The organism is Ochrobactrum quorumnocens (genome assembly GCF_002278035.1).
GTDB lineage: Bacteria > Pseudomonadota > Alphaproteobacteria > Rhizobiales > Rhizobiaceae > Brucella > Brucella quorumnocens.
This window is the reverse complement of the sequence record NZ_CP022603.1, coordinates 270,428-291,369: the sequence shown is the minus strand read 5'-3', so window position 1 is coordinate 291,369 and position 20,942 is coordinate 270,428. Positions and strand designations below refer to the sequence as shown.

Sequence of the window (20,942 nt, the reverse complement as noted above, 5' to 3'; positions counted from 1 at the left end):
AGTATGAAAATCCGAAAAGATTTAGAAATACACTGTCTTCATGCATGAGGGAGCCAAGAATGAGCGGAACGGGAAGCGGGGTGTGGGACTTCTGGATCGACCGTGGTGGCACATTCACCGACGTCATCGGACGCGACCCGCAGGGCACTCTTCATGCACGCAAGGTTCTCTCCGAAAACCCGTCAGCCTATAAGGACGCAGCCGTTCACGGCATCCGTTTGCATCTTGGCCTGACCACTGGCGAGCCAGTTCCAGCAGGGCTGATTGGCGAAGTGCGCATGGGCACCACCGTTGCCACGAATGCACTTCTCGAGCGTAAGGGCGAACGGCTGGCACTTATCACCACCAAGGGCTTCCGTGACGCTCTGCGCATCGGTTATCAGGAACGCAAAAACATCTTTGCGACCGAAATAATCAAGCCAGAAGCGCTTTATAATAGTGTGACCGAGCTAAATGAGCGCGTCCGTGCAGACGGCACAGTCGAAAAAGCGCTCGATCCTGCCGAGGCAGCAGCTGCGCTGCATTCTCTTAAAGAACAGGGCTATAAGTCGATCGCAATTGCCCTCATGCATGCCTATAAGTTTCCTGAGCATGAGGCTGAAATCGCTCGCATTGCGCGCGAAATCGGATTTGAACAAGTATCCGTCAGCCATGAAGTCTCTCCCCTGATCAAGCTTGTCGGGCGTGGCGATACGACTGTGGTCGATGCTTATCTTTCGCCTGTCCTTCGCCGCTATGTCGCACAGGTTTCCAATGAACTCGACGTCGAACGCACTGGCGCTCGCGTTATGTTCATGATGTCATCGGGTGGCCTTACCGCCGCTGATCTGTTTCAGGGCAAAGATGCAATTCTGTCCGGCCCTGCGGGTGGTGTCGTAGGTCTCGCCCGTACCGGTGAGACTGCCGGATTCGGTCAAGTCATCGGCTTTGATATGGGCGGCACGTCAACCGACGTCGCCCATTTTGATGGCGAATATGAGCGCGCCTTTGAGACAGAAGTCGCGGGCGTCCGTGTTCGTGCGCCGATGATGCTGATCCATACAGTCGCTGCTGGCGGTGGCTCTATCCTGCATTACGATGCTGGACGTTTCCGCGTTGGACCAGATTCGGCGGGTGCAAACCCCGGCCCTGCCTGCTATCGTAATGGTGGGCCACTCGCTGTCACAGACGCCAATGTCATGCTTGGCAAATTAATCCCCGATTACTTCCCTGCGATTTTTGGACCTGAGCAGAATCAACCGCTCGATGTCGCGCGCGTGCGTGAGTTGTTCACAGATCTGGCCGCTCAGATTGGCGACGGCCGTTCGCCGGAGACAGTGGCAGACGGCTTCATCCGCATTGCTGTGGCCAATATGGTCGAGGCGATCAAGAAAATCTCCGTCCAGCGCGGCTATGATGTCACCCGCTACGCGTTAAGCTGCTTCGGTGGGGCTGGCGGTCAGCATGCTTGCCTCGTTGCTGACGCACTCGGCATGAAGAACATCCTTATTCATCCAATGTCGGGTCTGCTTTCAGCCTACGGTATGGGTCTCGCGGATATTCGCGCAACGCGTCAGAAAGCTCTGGGCGTATCACTTGATGCTTCGGCACCTGCCGCACTGAATGTCCTTGCCGAAGAACTCGCACTAGAATGCGTTGCGGAACTCACAACACAAGGCATCGAAACCGATGCCATCAAGCGACATCTGCGTGCGCATATCCGTTATGCGGGTACGGATACGGTGCTTTCAATTGAAGCAACCTTCCCTTCTGAGGACAGCGCCCAACGTTTGCGTTCGGAATTTGAAATCGCACATAAGCGCCGTTTCGGGTTCATTGCAGAAAACAAGGCATTGGTCATCGATGCTGTTGAAGTCGAAGCAGTTGGCGGTGGTGCAGGCGAAACGGAAACGAGCCTCCCTCTCGAAAGCGATCTGGAGGCGGAAACCGCGAAGCGCTCTAGCTTCTTTTCCCATGGGGAATTCCATGATGCAGGCGTTGTTATTCGCGAGAAGATCCAGCGTGGCCAGACTGTTACCGGCCCTGCAATCATCATCGAAAAGAACCAGACGATTGTCATCGAAGATGGTTGGCAAGCCCGCCTGACCCAGCATGATCATATCGTTCTGACACGTATCAAGGCACTCCCTTTGCGCACAGCAATCGGTACAGAAGCCGATCCGGTGATGCTTGAGATTTTCAACAATCTCTTCATGTCTATTGCAGAGCAAATGGGCGTAACGCTCCAGAACACGGCCTATTCGGTCAACATCAAAGAACGTCTCGATTTCTCTTGCGCCGTGTTTGATGCAGAAGGCAATCTGGTTGCCAATGCACCGCACATGCCAGTGCATCTCGGCTCCATGGATGCGTCCGTTGCAACGGCTATCCGTGAGAACACAGATATCAAGCCGGGCGACGTGTTCCTGATCAACGCGCCTTACAATGGTGGAACGCACCTGCCCGATTTGACCGTCTGCACGCCAGTGTTTGACGATGAAAATCGTGAAATTCGGTTCTGGGTTGCAAGCCGTGGTCACCATGCCGACATTGGAGGCATCGCGCCTGGTTCAATGTCGCCCTTGGCAGTGAACATTGAGCAGGAAGGCGTCTATATCGACAACTTCAAGCTGGTTGATCGTGGTACTTTCCGGGAAGATGCTCTCTCAACACTTCTGACAGGCGCGACCTATCCGGTGCGCAACCTCACTCAGAACGTCAACGATCTGAAAGCGCAGATTGCGGCTAATGAAAAGGGCGTCGCTGAGCTTAAAAAAATCATCGGCCTCTTCGGCGAAGATGTCGTCAAAGCTTATATGGGCCATGTTCAGGACAACGCAGCTGAAAGTGTGCGCCGTGTTCTCGACAAGCTGCCAGACGGTCATTTCACCTATGAAATGGATCAGGGTTGCCAGATCGAAGTTCGGGTCACAATTGACCGCGATAAGCGCGAAGCAACGGTCGATTTCACCGGCACCTCAGAACAACGTCCAGACAACTTCAATGCACCCGAACCCGTAACGCGTGCTGCAGTGCTGTACGTGTTCCGCGTGTTGGTTGAAGGCGACATTCCGATGAATGCCGGATGCCTGCGGCCGATCAAGATCATCGTTCCGCAAGGCTCGATGCTCTCTCCACGCTTCCCGGCTGCTGTTGTAGCAGGCAATGTCGAAGTCAGTCAGGCAGTCACCAATTGTCTGTTTGGCGCAACCAAGGCGATGGCTGCAGCGCAAGGCACCATGAATAATCTCACATTCGGCAATGACGAGTATCAGTATTACGAAACCATCTGCTCCGGCGCGCCAGCCGGGCCGGGATTTAATGGTGCTGATGCGGTCCATACGCATATGACCAATTCCCGCCTTACCGATCCAGAAATTCTGGAAACACGTTTCCCGGTATTGCTGGAAGACTTTCATATCCGCGAAGGCTCTGGTGGAAAGGGTAAGTGGCATGCAGGTGATGGCACCAAGCGCACGATCCGTGCACTGAAGACGCTCGACTTTGCAATTTTGTCTGGTCATCGTCGGGTAGCACCATTCGGTCTTGAAGGCGGCGAACCGGGTCAGACCGGACGCAACGAAGTGCGCCGCAAGGATGGCACCGTTGAGGTGCTCGGCAATTGCGACCAGACCGTGCTTGAAGCAGGTGAAGCCTTTACCGTTGTGACGCCAACAGGCGGTGGCTTTGGTAAAGCCTGATTACAGAGACAATCGATCTACAAACGCCGCCGAAAGGCGGCGTTTTTCATTGTGGTTCAGCATGTCTCCCAAAAGTGGGAACCGGTTTTGGGGCAAAGTCATGCGTGAATATAAAATACGCCGTACTTTAGAACCAGAAATTGCCAGATCCCGATATGCGGATTCAGATTGCTGTAATTGATAATAAAGTAGAAATAATTTCTTCATGGGAGGCTACGGCTGCGATTTTAGACGCTTCATTAGAATTAAATTCCTGTATTTTACGTCTCACCGAATAATTTTACAGGTAGCCTCAAAATGAAGTTCGCAAAAATCCTCGCCACCGTTGGTGTTCTCCAGGCAGCCCTCCTCTCGACCGCACTGGCCGGTGAAAACCTTGACGCCATCAAATCGGCAGGCGTGCTGAAGATCGGCACAGAAGGCACCTATGCGCCGTTCACCTTCCACGACAAGGAAAACAAACTTGTCGGTTTTGACGTGGAAATCGGTGAGTCTGTTGCTCAGAAGCTCGGCGTGAAGCCTGAATTCGTCGAAGGTAAGTGGGACGGTCTTATTGCCGGTCTCGATGCCAAGCGTTATGACGCCGTCATCAATCAGGTTGGCATCACTGAAGAACGCCAGAAGAAATTCGCTTTTTCCAACCCTTACATCGTTTCCAAGGTTGTTCTTATCGTCAATGACAAGAACGATACGATCAAGGATTTTGCTGACCTGAAGGGTACAAAGTCTGCTCAGTCGCTGACCAGTAATTATGGTCGCATTGCCAAAGAAGCCGGCGCAGAACTGGTTGCAACCGACGGCTTTGATCAATCGGTCCAGCTGGTGCTGACCGGCCGTGCCGACGCGACGCTCAATGACAGCCTGTCGTACCTTGATTTCAAAAAGCATCAGCCAAACGCACCTGTGAAGGTTGTCGCTGAAAAGGAAAATGCAGACGCTTCAGGCATCATTGTTCGTAAAGGTGATGACGATCTGGTCGCTGCAATCAACAAGGCTCTTGATGAAATCAAGGCTGACGGCACTTACGACAAGATTTCGCAGAAGTACTTCGGCCAGGACGTTTCGAAATAATTTTCGAATAAGTGCAATTAAGGAAGCCGGAACATGTTTCCGGCTTCCTTTCGTTGTGCCTATATACCGTTCTGAAGCGCATCATTTCTGGAATCTCCCATTTAAGGACCGAACACGTGCCCGATTGGCTTCTACTCATGGCAGATTCCCTGCCCACCCTGCTGTGGGCCGGGCTGATGTTCACCATCCCTTTGACAATTCTGTCCTTCATATTTGGGCTGTCCCTCGGGCTTCTTACAGCGCTCGTACGCCTGTTTTCCCCGGTTTGGGTGTCGCTCATCGCACGCTTTTACGTGTGGATTTTCCGCGGCACACCAATGCTGGTGCAGCTGTTCGTGATCTTTTACGGCCTTCCAAGCGCTGGCATTTATCTCGACGCCTTTACAGCAGCAGTCATTGGCTTTTCGCTCAACGTCGGCGCCTACAGTTCCGAGGTCATTCGCGCTGTTATTTCCTCAGTGCCGAAAGGCCAGTGGGAAGCCGCGTATTCGATTGGCATGAGCTGGCGTCAGGCGCTGACCCGCACCATTCTGCCACAAGCAACCCGCACTGCTGTTCCGCCGCTATCGAACACCTTTATCTCGTTGGTAAAGGATACCTCGCTTGCCGCAGCGATTACAGTACCTGAGCTTTTCCAGTCAGCACAGCGCATCGTTGCGACGACCTATGAACCTCTGATCCTCTATATCGAAGCCGCGCTGATTTATCTGGCGCTCAGCACTGTCCTGTCCCATCTTCAGGCTCGGCTCGAAAAGCGCTTCAGACGCTATGGCGGAACATTGGAGACAAACGCATGATCGAGCTCAAAAATATCGTAAAAAGCTTCGATAACGTTGTTATCCTCAATGATATCAATGCGAAGATCGCTGAAGGCACAGTTACGGCACTTGTCGGCCCGTCGGGCGGCGGCAAAAGCACCTTGCTGCGCTGCATCAATCTGCTTGAGATTCCAACTTCCGGCACGCTGGTTCTTGGCGGACAAAGCATTACGCTCGATCCTGATCGTAAGCCAAGCTGGCAGGCAATCCAGTCGATCCGCCGCCAAACCGGAATGGTGTTCCAGAACTTCCAGCTCTTCCCGCATCAGACAGCGATCCAGAACGTGATGGAAGGCCTCGTAACGGTCCTGAAATGGCCAAAGGCAAAGGCGCAGGAACGGGCAATGGAATTGCTGACAAAAGTCGGAATGGCGCACAAGGCCGATGCATGGCCTGCAACCCTTTCCGGCGGGCAGCAGCAGCGCATCGCCATAGCGCGTGCGCTGGCTCCTTCGCCGCGTGTGCTTCTGTGTGATGAGCCGACGTCAGCACTTGATCCAGAGCTCGCATCCGAAGTTGTAGATGTGTTGAGCAAACTGGCCAAGGAAGGCACGACAATGGTCATTGCGACGCATGATTTGCGTCTTGCTTCCAAGATCGCGCAAAATGTCGTGTTTCTGGAGTCAGGCAACATTATCGAGACTGGCAGCGCGCATGATGTCTTCGTCAATCCGGCGCGCGAACGCACCAAACAATTCGTAGCTACGATCAATGCGGCACATAGCTACGATATCTAACGCTCACCAGAACAACTTATACTTCGAGATCAGGGGCTTTTGTGCACAACGAAAGCCCCTGATCATATGTGCCCTATTAAATTCATTCGTGGTTTTATCAATTTTCCAATGTCACTTCCCTGCCTGCCCCTTGGTAAATGCCCAAAGCGCTGTTACATTAAGGACAACGTAAAAATTGAAGCGCCTTGCTTGCGTCCTTTCAGGTTCGCGCGGCGCCATAAGGATAAAAACCTTGAAGAACCCCGAGGAGCGCCCTGCAGGAATGGCGCATCAAGGGGCGTCCGGTGGACAAACGGGCAATCTACAGACCCGGAATCCGCCCGAGAACGGCAAGCGCAAACCGCGCAAGGAAGCCGTTTCAGAAGTCGGCAAGGCACCCAATGCCTCCGATTCAGGACGCTCAGACACGGAAAGCAAGGGCTCGCAAAGCCAGCGCAAGCGTGCACGCCGTCGCAATCGCGGAAAAGTATCTCGCGGTACGGAAACGCATACGCAAAAGCCAGTCATTGCTGAAGCTCCTACTGTCGATGCCAAATCTGTCGACGGCAAACCAGTTGGGAAAATATCGAATCGCCGTCGCCGCGCCCGCAAGAAAAAGCAGGCCCGGCAGCAAAGCGGTTTGCCTTTGCATGCAGACAATGTAGCGAAGGCCCAGAATGCTGCTCCCCGCTCAGATAACTCTCAGGGGCAATCACAGCAATCCAAGCGCAATCAAAGTGGAACGCATCTTCCGCGCAGCAATGTGCAGGAAGCACCGCTTTATGCAGCGCTGGATCTTGGTACCAACAATTGCCGCTTGCTGATCGCCTCGCCAACACGCCCGGGCCAATTCCGCGTAGTCGATGCATTTTCGCGCATTGTTCGCCTTGGCGAAGGCCTTAGCTCATCTGGTCGTTTGAGCGAACATGCCATGCAGCGTGCAATTGATGCGCTCAAAATCTGCCACGATAAGCTTGCAGCACGTAAGATCAGACGTGCACGCCTGATTGCGACTGAGGCTTGCCGCTCGGCAGCCAATGGCGAAGAGTTTCTCGCTCGGGTCCGTGAAGAAACCGGGCTTGAACTTGAAATCGTTGACCGCCAAACAGAAGCGCGCCTTGCTGTATCTGGTTGTGGAACACTGGTAACGCGCGAGACCGACGCAGTCGTGCTTTTCGATATTGGCGGCGGTTCGTCAGAAATCGCACTGATCGATGTATCCCAGCGCCGTTCGCCGCGTCTTGCCGAACATATCACGGCATGGACTTCCCTCCCCGTCGGTGTTGTCACTTTGGCCGAACGCTTTGGTGGACGTAACGTCACGCAAGAAAGCTTCGACGCCATGGTCGGCCATGTCACGGAACTTCTGTCCGGGTTTGCGGAACGTCATTGTCTGGGCCAGCTCACCGCAAGCTCACGTTTTCACCTGCTCGGTACATCCGGCACCGTGACCACACTCGCCGGAATCCATCTCGGACTGGAGCGCTATGATCGGCGTCGCGTCGATGGTATGTGGATGGGATCAGAAGAAGTGACACAGATGACAAGCCGTCTCTTGTCATGGGATTTTGACGCGCGGGTTGCCAATCCTTGTATTGGTGCCGACCGAGCTGATCTCGTGCTGGCGGGCTGTGCCATTCTCGATGCCATACGCAATGTCTGGCCCAGTGAAAAACTTCTCGTTGCTGATCGCGGACTACGCGAGGGCATATTGACCGAACTCATGTCGCGTGACGGTGCCTGGCGCCATAACCGCGCCCAAACTGCCAAAGCTGGCAGTAAAACCGACGTAAGAAACAGGCATTGAAGATGAGCAAAGCAGGCGGAAACAAAGGCGGCACGAAAACCGGTGGTCGCGGCGGTGCTGGCACAAGCAATCTGCGCGTTCGCGTGAAGAAAAAAGCCGGAACGATCAAGGAATCCTCGCGGCGCTGGCTGGAACGTCACCTGAACGATCCCTACGTGCACAAGTCGAGAAAAGACGGCTATCGCTCACGCGCGGCTTATAAGCTGATTGAAATTAATGATCGCTACGACCTTCTGAAAAAAGGCCAGAAGATCATCGATCTGGGTGCAGCACCCGGCGGTTGGTCGCAGATCGCAGCTAAGATTGTCGGTTCCACCGATGAAAATCCGCAAGTCGTCGGCATCGACTACCTGCACGTTGATCCATTGCCCGGCGTTATTCTGCTGGAAATGGACTTTCTCGATGAAACGGCACCAGAGAAGCTGATGGAAGCGCTCGGCGACAGGCCGGATCTGGTGATTTCGGACATGGCGGCACCGACGACCGGTCACCGCCGTACGGACCATTTGCGTACCGTGCATCTTTGTGAAGTGGCCGCCGACTTTGCGGTTTCAGTGTTGAAGCCGGGTGGGCACTTCCTCACCAAGACATTCCAGGGCGGCACTGAAAACGACCTGTTGGCAATGCTGAAACAGAAGTTCCGTTCCGTTCATCATATCAAGCCACCAGCATCGCGTGCAGAATCTGTTGAACTGTATCTGCTTGCCCGCGATTTTAAGGGTTAGTCGTGGCGCGATAAGATAGGTTGAGAAAAAGGCGGCTTTCAAAGCTGCCTTTTTATTTTCCATTAGCGGAATCCGCGGCCTCTAAAGCTGTGCGCTCTTTGCTCTTTGACTTGAGGATTGCCGGGCCGGAAAGCTCACGTCCAGCATCTGGCGCCAGCTTTGCAAACCAGAAGAAGGCTGTGGCCGAAACAGCTGCAACGACAAAAAAGCCAGTATGGAAATCCGCAAGCTGCAGCGGAGCATCCCGCACAGCTGTACTGATTTCAAGAATGCCACCCGCCATCGCAACACCCAGCGCAATTGAAACCTGCTGTGCAACGGCTGTAATCGGTGTCGCCTGACTTGTCTTTGCATCTGGGATTTCGGCAAAAGCCAACGCATTGACGCCGGTAAAGAACATCGAGCGGAAAAATCCGCCAATCAGCAGGAAGCCGATGATGAATCCATAAGGCGTTTCAGGAAAGAACAGGCCGTTTGCGGCAATGAATGCCGCTGAAATCAGTGAACCATACATCAAGGTTCGGCGGAAGCCGAACAGGCTAAAGACGCGCTTAGCCCCAAACTTCATGCTGATAGCACCAATCGCGGAAACGAATGTCATCATGCCTGACTGAAACGGCGTCATGCCAAAACCAAGCTGAAACATCAAAGGCAGCAGAAACGGAATTGCGCCGATACCCAGCCGGAACACGCTGCCGCCAAAAACCGCAGAGCGAAAGACCTGGTTATCGAAGAGTTTCAGGTTGAGAAGCGGATCGCTGACACGACGCGCATGAAGGATATAAAGCACCGAACAGATCAGCCCGACAGCGACTGTCACAACACCGATCACCGGCGGCAGAGCCGGAAGGCTTACAACCGACAGGCCGAACACGACGCCCGACATGGCAATGCCGGATAGGAAAAATCCGGGCCAGTCGAGGGGCTTTATGATCCGCTCATCATTGTCGGGCAAAAAACGGGTCGCAAACCAAATTCCGATTACGCCGATTGGAACGTTGATCAGAAATATCCAGTGCCACGAGAAGAAAGTCGTTATGAAGCCGCCCACAGGCGGGCCAACCAACGGCCCAACCATCGCAGGGATCGTGAGCCACGCCATGGCTGAGACGAGTTCGCTTCTGGGTGTCGAACGGATGAGAACCAATCGCCCGACCGGCGTCATCATCGCGCCACCCATACCCTGCAAAAACCTTGCGCCCACAAAAGCAGCAAGCGAGTTGGACGCAGCACAAGCCAGCGAGCCAACCACGAAAATCGCAATCGCTGCCCGGAAGACATTCTTGGCACCGAATCGGTCGGCCATCCATCCGCTCACCGGAATAAAAACCGCAAGAGAGACAAGATAAGCCGTCAATGCGAGTTTTAACGCAATTGGACTGGTGCCGATATCCGCGGCAATTGCAGGAAGCGATGTTGAAATAACGTTCGAGTCCATTTGCTCCATGAAAAGAGCAATTGCGAGCACGAGTGGAACGATCCGGTTCAAGATGAAAATCCGAATAAAAGCAGAGAATTAAGGACGACTTCGTCAGTCAATCACAACTTCTGCTTTATGTAGCGTCCGCGCGAAATTTGCCAGTTAATTTCACGTCACAATGCGGTGACTATCTCACAAACCAACCAATATCGGGGATCTGGGCACTTTCTCACGGGCTGTTACACTCGTTCACATTTATGTAAAATGGGTTGCGCTACCCGTAACGGGCTGTTACATTTCGTTACAGTTCTCGAGCTTTAGAATCCGATGTGGAGGCGTCGCGGTTCAAGGAGGTAGAAAATGAGCGATATTACAAGAACAGCGATCGTCTATGGAATGATGATCATTTCGCTGAATACCGCACTGGCAATCGGTCTTCTTGGGTTGGACTTCCTGCGTTAGACGCAGCATCCACAAAATAGAATTTTGCCCTCCAGGCAAGCATGAAAAAGGGTGTTCCTAGTTTTGGGAGCGCCCTTTTCATTTGGAGCGCCAATCTGCTGCAATCAGATCGGCGCGCCGAATGGTTGCAGTGTGCAGTTAATGGGTCGTTCCATAGGCAAAAGTCAAACCATCAGCCAGCTTGCAGTCAAAAACCTTTTCTCGGTTATAACGTCATATGTTCTTGGAAAGTGCGTTTGAACGGTAACCGTTGCACTGTCGTCCGACATCAAGCGATAACGGATAAACTCAAGGACAGGTGTACCGTCTTCTCGAACAGTCATATGCGCAGCCGAGAATACAATCGACGGATTGGAGTTCGACAGCTTCATAAAAGACTGAACAATGATCCCGCCCTGGCCTTGCCCTTAATCTTATCCCCGGACACTTGCTGGAATGCGTCAAGTTTCAGCAACGCGGATGCCCTGCCGCCTGCTAAAAGATGCGAGCCAAAAGCTTCATACTGACTATTAGTCTAGCATGTGCTGCCCCCGAAAGGACGGTAGCGGTCAACACGATTGCCAGTTTGGTGTTCCAATGCATCACATGAACTCTCCGTTCAGTTTCCATGCATTGGAAGCTAGTCATATCCACTGCTCGAGCTATTCCAAAGAATAGCCCGTTAAAATGAGCCGCTATAAAATCCGACCCTGAGTTGATGGATCGAAAAACACCGACTTGTCGAGATTGAATGCAAGCCGCGACCTTTGGCCTGCAACAATACGGGCATCAGCACGTAAACGCGCGACAACCTGCTTGCCACCAATGCGCGTCACAGCGAATGTGTCCGATCCTGCTGGTTCCACAACATCAATCAGGCACTCACCTTCAACCACAGCTTGAGCATTGCGGTCAGCGCCATCAGGATCGGTCAGGGCTTCAGGGCGGATACCAAACATGACTTGCTTGCCCACATACTCGCGGAGGCTTTGTGGTGCTGTTTTCAGCGGCAGCTTCAGCGTTTCACCCTCGCCCTGCTCAAGCACGACCGCAAGCTCTGAGCCGTTCTTTTCGATGCCGGCATGAAGAAGGTTCATCGCAGGTGAGCCCATAAAATCCGCGACAAACATATTGGCCGGGTTGTTATAGATTTCAGCCGGAGTGCCGAATTGTTGCAAAACGCCGTCCTTCAGAACAGCGATCTTGGTCGCAAGCGTCATCGCTTCAATCTGATCATGGGTCACATAGACAATCGTGGTCTTCATGCGATGATGCAACCGCTTGATCTCGGTTCGCATATCAACGCGCAGCTTGGCATCGAGGTTCGAGAGCGGCTCATCGAACAGAAAGACCTGTGGATTGCGCACCAGAGCGCGCCCCATCGCTACACGTTGCCGCTGACCACCAGAAAGCTGACTTGGTTTGCGGTCCAGCAGATGGCCGATCTGCAGAATATCTGCGACTTCCTGAATGGCTTTCTCGCGTTCAGGCTTAGGCACTTTGCGAATTTCCATCCCGAAAGCGATGTTTCCGCCCACGGTCATGTTCGGATAAAGCGCATAGGACTGAAACACCATCGCAATATCGCGCTGCGAAGGATGCAGGCCGGAAACGGAGCGATCATTGATCAGAATATCGCCAGACGTAATAGGCTCAAGACCGGCAATTGTGTTCAGCAATGTGGACTTGCCGCAGCCTGATGGGCCGACGAGTACCAGAAAGCCGCCTTCCTCAATCTCGATATTGATATCCTTCAAGACCGAGACATTGCCGTAGGATTTGTAAAGATCAGTAATTTTCAGAAATGACATGTCAGACTTATCCCTTAACGGCACCGGACATCAGGCCGCGCACGAAGTAGCGCCCGGAAACAATGTAAACGATCAGCGTTGGCAACGCCGCCAGAATGGCAGCTGCAAAGTGAACGTTATATTCCTTGACGCCTGTGGAGGAGGAAACGAGGTTATTGAGCGCCACAGTCATGGGTGTTGAATTTGCACCAGAGAAAGACGCTCCGAATAGGAAGTCGTTCCAGATATTGGTGAACTGCCAGATGACCGAGACGACGATGATCGGGCCAGACGATGGGAGAAGAATGCGCGAGAAAATCTGGAAAAAACTAGCTCCATCGATCTGCGCCGCACGTACCAGCTCGGTCGGAAATGCCTCGTAATAATTGCGGAAGTAAAGCGTCGTGAAGCCGATACCATAGACCACGTGAACGAGGATCAGACCCCAGATCGTGCCCGCAATACCGAGCATTCCCAGAACGCGCGCCATTGGGATAAGCACAATCTGAAACGGGATAAAGCAGGACAGCAGCAACAGGCCGAAGAAAATATTGGAGCCGCGAAAGCGCCATTTAGTAAGCACATAGCCGTTCAGTGCACCGACAACTGTGGAGATGGCAACGGCAGGCACAACCATCAGGATCGAATTGATAAAGAAGGGTTTGAGGCCTGTAGGCTGCACGCCGATTTGTGCAGTCGACCACGCTGAAAGCCAGGGTTCAATGGTCCATTGCTGCGGCAGGCCCAGCATGCCGCCCTGACGAATTTCTTCCAGCGGCTTGAAGGAATTCACCAGCATCACATAGAGCGGCAGCAGATAATAAATTGCGAACAGCAGCAGCGCAGAATAAATCAAAGCGCGTGTCAGCTTGCCACTGTTGATGGCGTTTTCCTGGGTCTGGGCGCTCATGACCGCGACCCTCCACGAATTTCCGAATAGAGATACGGAATGATAATCGAGAATATCATCACAAGCATGATGATTGCCGAAGATGCACCGATACCCATCTGATTGCGGGTGAACGTATAGGAATACATGAAGGTCGCGGGCAATTCGGTTGCCTGTCCGGGTCCACCGCCAGTTAACGCGATCACAAGATCATAGGCCTTGATTGCAAGATGCGCGAGCACCACAAAAGCCGATAAGAACACCGGGCGCATCAAAGGAATGATGATGCGGCGATAAATTGTTCCGGTCGAAGCGCCGTCGATCTGCGCCGCTTTGATGATCTCGTTGTCAACGCCACGCAGACCAGCAAGGAACATGGCCATGACGAAGCCTGACGACTGCCAGACGGCAGCAATCACCAGACAGTAAATTGCCATCGTGTTGCTCTTGATCCAGTTGAACGTGAAACCTTCCCAGCCCCATAGGCGAACCGTGTGCTCAAGCCCGATACCCGGATCGAGAAACCATTTCCACGCCGTACCCGTCACGATGAAGGAAAGCGCCATCGGATAAAGGTAGATCGGACGCAGAAAGCCTTCTCCGCGGATCTTCTGATCGAGCAGGATTGCCAGAAAGAGGCCGATAACCGAACAAATGATGATGTAAAGCGAGGCGAAAATCGCTAGATTGGTTACCGCACGCCACCAGTGTGGCAGTGCCCAAAGCTTTTCATAATTTGACAGGCCAACAAAGCCGTAGGACGGCAACATGCGACTGTTTGTGACAGAAAGAACGCCTGTATAGATAATAAATCCATATACAAAGACGAGGACAATCAAGAAGCTCGGCGCGAGAACCAGCTTGGGCACCAGTTCTTGTAGTCGGCTGTTACGCTGCATATTTGCGCCATCCTGTTTAAGCTACCGCTTCCTGCTGCCCGCTTGTTTAAGAGCGCATTCCGAAAAGTAACAAATGATTTTCGGATCAGATGTGCGTTAAGACAAGACCTTAGAGCGCAGGTGTTGTGGGCGGTATCAAGCCATTATTTTCAATGAATTATAGCGTATGCAATGAGAGCATCCGGGCGTATCCCGGACGCTCCCCAGACAATCTCTGTCTGCTTACTTCGCGCCTTCCACGGCGGTAACCAGTTCCTTGACGGCGTCTTCCGACGAGAGCTGACCGTTAAACTGACGGGTTACGACGTCATAGATCGCATTCTTAACGGAAGCCGGATTTGCATAGCCATGAGCCATGGAACCGAGCATCGTCCCCTTATCCGCAGCTTCTTTCACATCAGCGATGGCCTTCTTGCCGCAAGCGTCGAAATCGGTGTCAGGCACATCGGTACGTGCAGGAGCCGAACCCTTGACCACATTGAAGGCCGACTGGAATGCTGGGCTTTCGATAGCCGAAGCCATTTCGAGCTGTGCAGGCACCTTGTCGTCAGCAACCTTGAACATCGCAAACATGTCGGAGTTGAAGGTCACAGAACCCTGTGTTTCTGGGTAACGCATGCAGACAAAATCTTCGCCCGGCTTCTTACCAGCCTTGATGAATTCGCCTTTTGCCCAGTCACCCATGAACTGTACGCCAGCCTTGCCTTCGATAACCATTGCCGAAGCAAGGTTCCAGTCACGGCCGGAGAAGTTGTCGTCCACATAAGAACGCAGCTTGGTCATGCGGTCGAAAGCTTCCTTCATCTTATCACTACCCAGAGTTTCCGGGTCGAGATCGACGAAAGCCTTTTTGTAGAAGTCCGAACCAAAGGAGAGCACGACGGCATCAAAAATCGTCGCATCCTGCCATGGCTGACCGCCGTGAGCGATTGGGGTAATACCCTGTTCCTTGAACTTGTCGAGGAGCGCTACGAGTTCATCCCAATTGGTTGGCTCTTTACCGCCAGCCTTATCGAGCGCTGCCTTGTTGATCCACATCCAGTTGGTGGAGTGAACGTTTACAGGCGCTGCAATCCAGTGACCGTCATATTTGGCAAATTCCTGCAGAGGTGCCGGGATAACCTTGTCCCAACCTTCTTTGCCTGCAACCTCATCGAGATTGCCGAGGGCACCCTGCTCCGACCAGTCGCGGATATCGAAGCCGAGCATCTGCACTGCAGTTGGCGCATTGCCTGCCGTAACGCGCGCACGAAGAACCGTCATGGCTTCCGTACCGCCGCCGCCTGCAACTGGCATATCCGTCCAGCTGATGCCTTTGCCTTCGAGGTCTTTCTTCAGAACATCAAGGGCCGCAGCTTCGCCGCCAGCTGTCCACCAATGCAAGACTTCAACGTTCTGCTTGTCTTGTGCGCTGGCCGTAGCAGGTGCCATTGCTGCAAGCATTGCACAGGCAGCTGTGCCCATCGCGGCCATTCTGAAAAACTTATGCATGTGTCTACCTCCCGTAGAACTCTACAAAACAAAATTTCGTCGGATGCTGTCGTCAGGCATCAGGCCCGCACACCCAGAAGATCGTTCAATCTGCTTTGAGACCTCCATCCCACTTATTTCTCGCAGCTCCTTCTGCGATTGACAACGTTGTCTTTTTTGAATGAAAATCATCTGCAAGACAAGATGTGTTCTTAGGATAGGCTCAAATACGGGATATGTGTCAATATGGGTTAGGTGAGAAAAATCGACCCGTTCAATTCAAGCAGGTGGATGGTTGGAAAAATTCACCAAATATCCCAGCAAAATTAAATACTTGGTTCGTTCATCATATTTCTGATGACAAAACTTCGCTCAGTTCAGAAAATCGGCAAAATGCAACGCATTCCGCTTTTTAAAGTAGTATAAAATTACCGTGAGCGGGCTAGACATTATCCTCCAGAATGCATAATTTCCGTTCGCTCGCACAATGGTGTGCGGGTTTGTTCTCGGGGCGGGGTGAAACTCCCCACCGGCGGTATGAAGAGCGATCTTCGAGCCCGCGAGCGCCTGCAACAGAAAGCCGATTCGGCAGTTTGTTTCAGGGTCAGCAGATCCGGTGAGATGCCGGAGCCGACGGTTAAAGTCCGGATGGAAGAGAGCGAAAGAATGTTTGGTTGCGCTTAAATTGGCGTGACTCGCGTTCCTTTGTGCGCCCTGATTCTAGTTTCGTGAGGAACCTATGAACCAGAGCTATCCGAACAAGACATCCTTCAAAATTGCCTTCATTCAGGCACGCTGGCATGCGGATATTGTCGATGAAGCACGTAAAAGCTTCATCGCCGAACTGGCCGCCAAAACTGGCACCAACGTAGAAGTTGATGTTTTCGACGTTCCCGGTGCTTATGAAATTCCACTTCATGCAAAGACACTCGCCAAGACCGGCCGCTATGCCGCCATTGTGGGGGCTGCTTTTGTGATTGACGGTGGCATTTATCGCCACGATTTCGTTGCTACTGCCGTCATCAACGGCATGATGCAGGTACAGCTTGAGACTGAAATTCCGGTGCTTAGCGTATCGCTCACCCCGCATCATTACCATGACAGCAAGGAGCATCACGACTTCTTCTTCAACCATTTCAAGGTGAAGGGTGTCGAAGCCGCGCACGCAGCTTTGCAGATTGTTAGCGAACGCGCCCGCATTGCGGCACTCGTATAAATAAAGATTAGCCAGCCTCAAATCTGATACCAAAGTTCATTGAGTGCAACTCATTGGACTTTGGTTAAGCCCGAGTGGCGACTGAACATTTTCAAGGCGTGATGCGTCAGCATCTTGAGCCGCCTTGGTATGAGAGGCTGGCTATTGAATAACAATGCGCTCAGGATGGGTGTAGACGTCGAAATCGTCGCCTCTGACGAGCGCCACAAGCGTCAGTTTGGCCTCTTCTGCTGTGCGGATGGCAAGAGCCGTCGGTGCTGAAATCGCTGCAAGCAGTGGTACTCCGAGAATAACGGCCTTCTGCACCATCTCCACTGAGACACGGCTCGTAATGGCAACCAGCCCGCTGTTTGCGGGTTTGCTTGCGCGAGTGAGCGCGCCGATTAGCTTGTCGAGCGCATTATGCCTGCCAACATCCTCGCGAACCGCAAACAGCCCCTCACCCGGCACAAAAAAGCCAGCGCCATGAACTGCGTGTGTCTGCTTATTCAATTGCTGCGCGCGCCCCAAGGCATCCATTGCAGCAACAATTGATCCAGTTTTCACCTGAAAGCTATCCGCCTTGATCGCAGATAATGGGCGTATGGCCTGATCTATGGAATCGATTCCGCACAAGCCGCAACCGACCGGCCCGGCCATGAAACGGCGACGAGCGACAAGCATTTCCTCCCGCTGTCCGACAAGCCGCATCTGAACATCAATGCCTTTTTCAAAGACTTCAATGTTCAGATCCTCGATTTCGGATATGCAATCTATGACGCCTTCGGTCAGGCTGAAACCTACTGCGAAATCTTCGAGATTATTGGGTGTAGCCATCATGACGGCATGCGTCGTGCCATTATAGCTCATGGCTACAGGCACTTCCTCCGGGACGTCACGGTTGCTTTCGTGAAAACCGGTTTCACGACGAGCAAGACGCGGAACACTTTGGCTGATGTTCTGCATCGTCATATCGTTCCGCTGCCTGTCGTTTCTGCCCGCATGTGGAATTACTATCCAACACCTCTGCAGCAAGCAAGTCCAGCGGCTCAACACTTGCGGATAAAGTCGATAACGAGCTATACCCGCTAACCGGAAATGAGCCTTTCAGCGATTTACAATACAGGTGGAAAAACGATGGATATTCGGCAGATCGACGACAATTACTCAGTCACCGGCCAAATTTCGCCAGATGATGTGCGTGATATTGCGGCTGAAGGTTTTCAGACGATTATCTGCAATCGTCCCGATGGTGAAGGCGGTGAAGATCAGCCAAGCTTCGCCGAAGTTGCCAAAGTTGCCGAAAAGGCTGGCATCAAGACCTATTACATCCCGGTTGTTGGCGGCCAACTGACCCAGGAGAATGTCGATGACATGGCCTCGGCTCTCACTGAAGCCGAAGGCCCTATTTTGGGCTATTGCCGTTCAGGCGCCCGTTCTACGAATATCTACGGTATCGTCCAGAACCAAAAGCGCGGATAAAGAACGAACGCAGACTATGTGGACGGTGTTGCCGCAGAGGCATTTGAACAGTCTTTGCAAACATGGCTATCACCGTCCAGAAACGCGTGGGCCAGAAAAGCGCGCATCTGTAAATTTGGTACGGCGCACATTATGCGCCGAATATTGGCGATAATAGCCCATGCCTGTGCGGATGGCTGTCGCAACGACACCGCCAGCCACCATCATCCAACCAATAATCATTGGCCAGTTGAAGCTTTCAATTCCACTGCTCAGAGCGACGATGACAACACCCGCCCAAAGAACTGCTGCGGTACGGCGCCAGAAAACGGGATTGAGTTCATCGAAGACAGCCTTCCACAAAGAGTGCACAAGGCAGGCGAAGAAAACGGCGGCAGCCAAACCAATATTCAGCAACTCGACCGGGAGCCATTGTTGCGTATCCAGCATTGTTTTCATCATCCAAGTCATGCCCAGAGTTTTTAAGACCAGCCCGTATGGCTATCGTGTCTAAATCCGAGACGTTGTTTCCATGTGCCCATTCAGCTTTCGCTTTGTGGCTTCAACGTGGTAGAAGCATGGAACCCCCTCCACAATACAGTCACATATTATTGCGTTCACGCGAAATATCGTGTTGAAATCATTAAGATATCTCGGTCAGAGGGCACCTACGCACCGCTGCAAAGCCCTTGATAGAGCTAGACTTTTTGGATTTATGGAACTTCGAAAGCGGGAAAGTACTGCCGCGTTAAAGTCGCGATACATAACGGCTTTGTAACAATTTGATATTGCAGAACTTCCACCGTTAACTGCGTTGTCCACCCAAACGGCGTCCCACGCGGGCGAGCAGAATAACCGGCAATATGCCAACTGCCACAATTGCCAATGCTGCAACTGACGCCTCTTCATAGGTTCCACGCGCAGCCTCGCCATAAAGATGGGTGGCAAAAGTCTCTATATTGAGCGGGCGTAACAGAAGCGTTGCAGGCAGCTCCTTCACGCAATCAACAAACACCAGAAGCCCAGCAGCAACGATAGCCGTTTTTGAAAGCGGCAGATGTATCTGGCGGAATGTTGTCGTTACCCCTCGCCCCAGAGTGCGTGACGCATGATCAAGCGATTGTGGAATGCGTTCGAGCCCCGCATCTATACCTCCGGCAGAGATTGCCAGAAAGCGCGCTACATAGGCGTAGATAATGGCAGCGCCTGTACTGATCAGCAGCAGCCCCGTTGAAATACCAAAAAAGTAACTGAAGACCCCATCGAACAGCCGATCGACCGCACCTGAAACGATCATGATGCCAATTGCAATCACCGTGCCGGGTGCCGCATAGCCCATGGTCGAAAAACGGTAGAACCACCGCGAGGCAGTTCCCGGAAAGAGCCGCATCGCATAAGCCACCACCATACCAAACAGCAGGACCAGAACAGTTGCGACCGAAGCCAGCATCACCGTGTTGAACGCTTCACTGGCAAGGCGGGGAGAAATGCCCGCAAAACGTATGCGTTTAACCGCCTCAATTACGAGATAGGTCGCAGGCATGATAAAGCCGACGATTATTGGAGCGGCACAGAGCACAAAAAGCCAAAGGCCATTGATGCCGCTTACCCTAAGCGGTTCAAACCCACGCGAGTGGCGAATATTGGATGAGAAGCGTTGCTTGCGCCGCGCCCAGCGCTCGATTGATACAAGTGCGACAACCAATAACAAAAGCGCTAGGGCGAGCTGTGCAGCACCGGGCAAATCAAAGCGCGTGACCCATGTTGTGTAGATCGATACCGTCAATGTCCGAACGCCAAGGAACTCGGCGGCACCAACGTCATTGAGCGTTTCCATTAAAGCGAGGCTTACACCGACGGCAACAGCGGGACGCGCGAGTGGCAATGCCACGTGCCAGAAAATTCCTCTGCGGCTAACGCCCAATGTGCGCGCTGCTTCAATCAGGCTGGCCGATTGTGTGAGGAACATCGCCCGTGTCGGAATATAGACATAAGGATAGAGAACGAAGCCGAGCAGGATAATACAACCGGTCATAGATCTTATATCCGGCAAGCGAAACTGGCGTGGCGTATCATAGCCAAGCACAAAGCGGATCGCACTCTGTACTGGTCCGATCGGATGCAGAATATCGAGATAGGCGTAAGCGACAATATAAGTAGGAACCGCGAGGGGCAGCAAAAGCGCCCATTCGAGCACGCCACGACCGCGAAAATCATATGCCGTTACAAGCCAGGCTGCAGACGTGCCAACCAACGCGGTGATAAACCCGACACCCGCCAGCAAGATAACCGTATCAGTGAAGGCCGTCGCAAAAATTGTTGAAAACAGATGGCCCCAAAAGCCGGAAGAGCCACGAAGCGCTTCCACAACCAATGCCAAAACAGGCAAGCAAACCAGCAGTGCAATCAGTCCTGAAAGCCACAACCAGCTGCTCCCGGAACGGCTGCGATAAGGCATGGATGACGATGCGGCTTGCACAGGTTCCGGCACTTTGGTCGACCTTCATATTACAACGCCGGCGCAATGGTTTTGCACCGGCGTCATTTTTACAAGAATAAT

17 protein-coding genes and 1 riboswitch are annotated in these 20,942 nt (G+C 52.8%); of the genes, 8 read left to right on the top strand and 9 right to left on the bottom strand.

All coding sequences use genetic code 11. The features are described 5' to 3' along the window. The first annotated feature begins 44 nt into the window (after positions 1–44). From CES85_RS01510 to CES85_RS01485, 6 genes are all read left to right on the top strand, one after another. Positions 45–3,680 (top strand): hydantoinase B/oxoprolinase family protein, encoded by a 3,636-nt coding sequence (locus tag CES85_RS01510; RefSeq protein WP_208636276.1) that lies wholly within the window; start codon positions 45–47, stop codon positions 3,678–3,680. A gap of 297 nt (positions 3,681–3,977) precedes the next feature. Next, the gene (locus CES85_RS01505; RefSeq protein ID WP_095444317.1) at positions 3,978–4,751 is read left to right on the top strand and encodes an amino acid ABC transporter substrate-binding protein; all 774 of its coding nucleotides are present in this window, start codon (positions 3,978–3,980) and stop codon (positions 4,749–4,751) included. 116 nt (positions 4,752–4,867) lie between these two features. Further along, the gene (locus CES85_RS01500; RefSeq protein WP_095444316.1) at positions 4,868–5,548 is read left to right on the top strand and encodes an amino acid ABC transporter permease; all 681 of its coding nucleotides are present in this window, start codon (positions 4,868–4,870) and stop codon (positions 5,546–5,548) included. Next, a complete protein-coding gene (locus tag CES85_RS01495) occupies positions 5,545–6,306 on the top strand; it encodes an amino acid ABC transporter ATP-binding protein (RefSeq protein WP_095444315.1) in 762 nt (253 codons plus the stop codon). Before CES85_RS01500 ends, CES85_RS01495 begins: the two co-directional genes overlap by 4 nt. A 232-nt stretch (positions 6,307–6,538) precedes the next feature. Then, positions 6,539–8,092, top strand: coding sequence for a Ppx/GppA phosphatase family protein (locus tag CES85_RS01490; protein WP_095444314.1), 1,554 nt, complete (start codon positions 6,539–6,541; stop codon positions 8,090–8,092). Positions 8,093–8,094: 2 nt separating this feature from the next. Next, complete coding sequence (locus CES85_RS01485) at positions 8,095–8,817, top strand: RlmE family RNA methyltransferase (protein ID WP_095444313.1); 723 nt, start codon at positions 8,095–8,097, stop codon at positions 8,815–8,817. A gap of 52 nt (positions 8,818–8,869) precedes the next feature. Here the strand turns inward: CES85_RS01485 and CES85_RS01480 are convergent, their stop codons facing one another. The 6 genes from CES85_RS01480 to CES85_RS01455 all read right to left on the bottom strand — a co-directional run bounded on the left by CES85_RS01480 (position 8,870) and on the right by CES85_RS01455 (position 15,747). Continuing rightward, positions 8,870–10,306, bottom strand: coding sequence for an MFS transporter (locus tag CES85_RS01480; protein WP_095444312.1), 1,437 nt, complete (start codon positions 10,304–10,306; stop codon positions 8,870–8,872). Positions 10,307–10,863: 557 nt separating this feature from the next. After that, a complete protein-coding gene (locus tag CES85_RS28210) occupies positions 10,864–11,085 on the bottom strand; it encodes a VirK family protein (RefSeq protein ID WP_491562643.1) in 222 nt (73 codons plus the stop codon). Positions 11,086–11,373: 288 nt separating this feature from the next. Beyond that, a complete protein-coding gene (locus CES85_RS01470) occupies positions 11,374–12,489 on the bottom strand; it encodes an ABC transporter ATP-binding protein (protein WP_095444310.1) in 1,116 nt (371 codons plus the stop codon). Between the two features lie 7 nt (positions 12,490–12,496). After that, positions 12,497–13,378, bottom strand: coding sequence for a carbohydrate ABC transporter permease (locus CES85_RS01465; protein ID WP_095444309.1), 882 nt, complete (start codon positions 13,376–13,378; stop codon positions 12,497–12,499). After that, on the bottom strand, positions 13,375–14,256 hold the full coding sequence (locus CES85_RS01460) for a carbohydrate ABC transporter permease (protein ID WP_024896313.1): 882 nt from the start codon (positions 14,254–14,256) through the stop codon (positions 13,375–13,377). The genes CES85_RS01465 and CES85_RS01460 overlap by 4 nt, the downstream gene beginning before the upstream one ends. A gap of 222 nt (positions 14,257–14,478) precedes the next feature. Further along, positions 14,479–15,747 (bottom strand): ABC transporter substrate-binding protein, encoded by a 1,269-nt coding sequence (locus CES85_RS01455; RefSeq protein WP_095444308.1) that lies wholly within the window; start codon positions 15,745–15,747, stop codon positions 14,479–14,481. Between the two features lie 477 nt (positions 15,748–16,224). Then, positions 16,225–16,390, top strand: a riboswitch (FMN riboswitch). A gap of 75 nt (positions 16,391–16,465) precedes the next feature. On the opposite strand from CES85_RS01455, the gene CES85_RS01450 reads away from it, so the two are divergent. Further along, complete coding sequence (locus CES85_RS01450) at positions 16,466–16,942, top strand: 6,7-dimethyl-8-ribityllumazine synthase (RefSeq protein ID WP_095444307.1); 477 nt, start codon at positions 16,466–16,468, stop codon at positions 16,940–16,942. A 141-nt stretch (positions 16,943–17,083) separates the two neighbouring features. Here the strand turns inward: CES85_RS01450 and fdhD are convergent, their stop codons facing one another. Continuing rightward, on the bottom strand, positions 17,084–17,893 hold the full coding sequence (gene fdhD / locus CES85_RS01445; protein WP_095444306.1) for a formate dehydrogenase accessory sulfurtransferase FdhD: 810 nt from the start codon (positions 17,891–17,893) through the stop codon (positions 17,084–17,086). Between the two features lie 165 nt (positions 17,894–18,058). Here fdhD and CES85_RS01440 point away from each other — a divergent pair, with 165 nt between their 5' ends. Continuing rightward, on the top strand, positions 18,059–18,403 hold the full coding sequence (locus CES85_RS01440; protein ID WP_095444305.1) for a protein tyrosine phosphatase family protein: 345 nt from the start codon (positions 18,059–18,061) through the stop codon (positions 18,401–18,403). A 69-nt stretch (positions 18,404–18,472) separates the two neighbouring features. Here CES85_RS01440 and CES85_RS01435 read toward each other — a convergent pair whose 3' ends face one another. Together CES85_RS01435 and CES85_RS01430 are read right to left on the bottom strand one after the other, a co-directional pair. After that, the gene (locus tag CES85_RS01435) at positions 18,473–18,832 is read right to left on the bottom strand and encodes a hypothetical protein (RefSeq protein ID WP_095444304.1); all 360 of its coding nucleotides are present in this window, start codon (positions 18,830–18,832) and stop codon (positions 18,473–18,475) included. A gap of 355 nt (positions 18,833–19,187) precedes the next feature. Continuing rightward, entirely contained in the window at positions 19,188–20,840 is a 1,653-nt protein-coding gene (locus CES85_RS01430) for an ABC transporter permease (RefSeq protein WP_095444303.1), read from the bottom strand. Positions 20,841–20,942 lie beyond the last annotated feature (102 nt).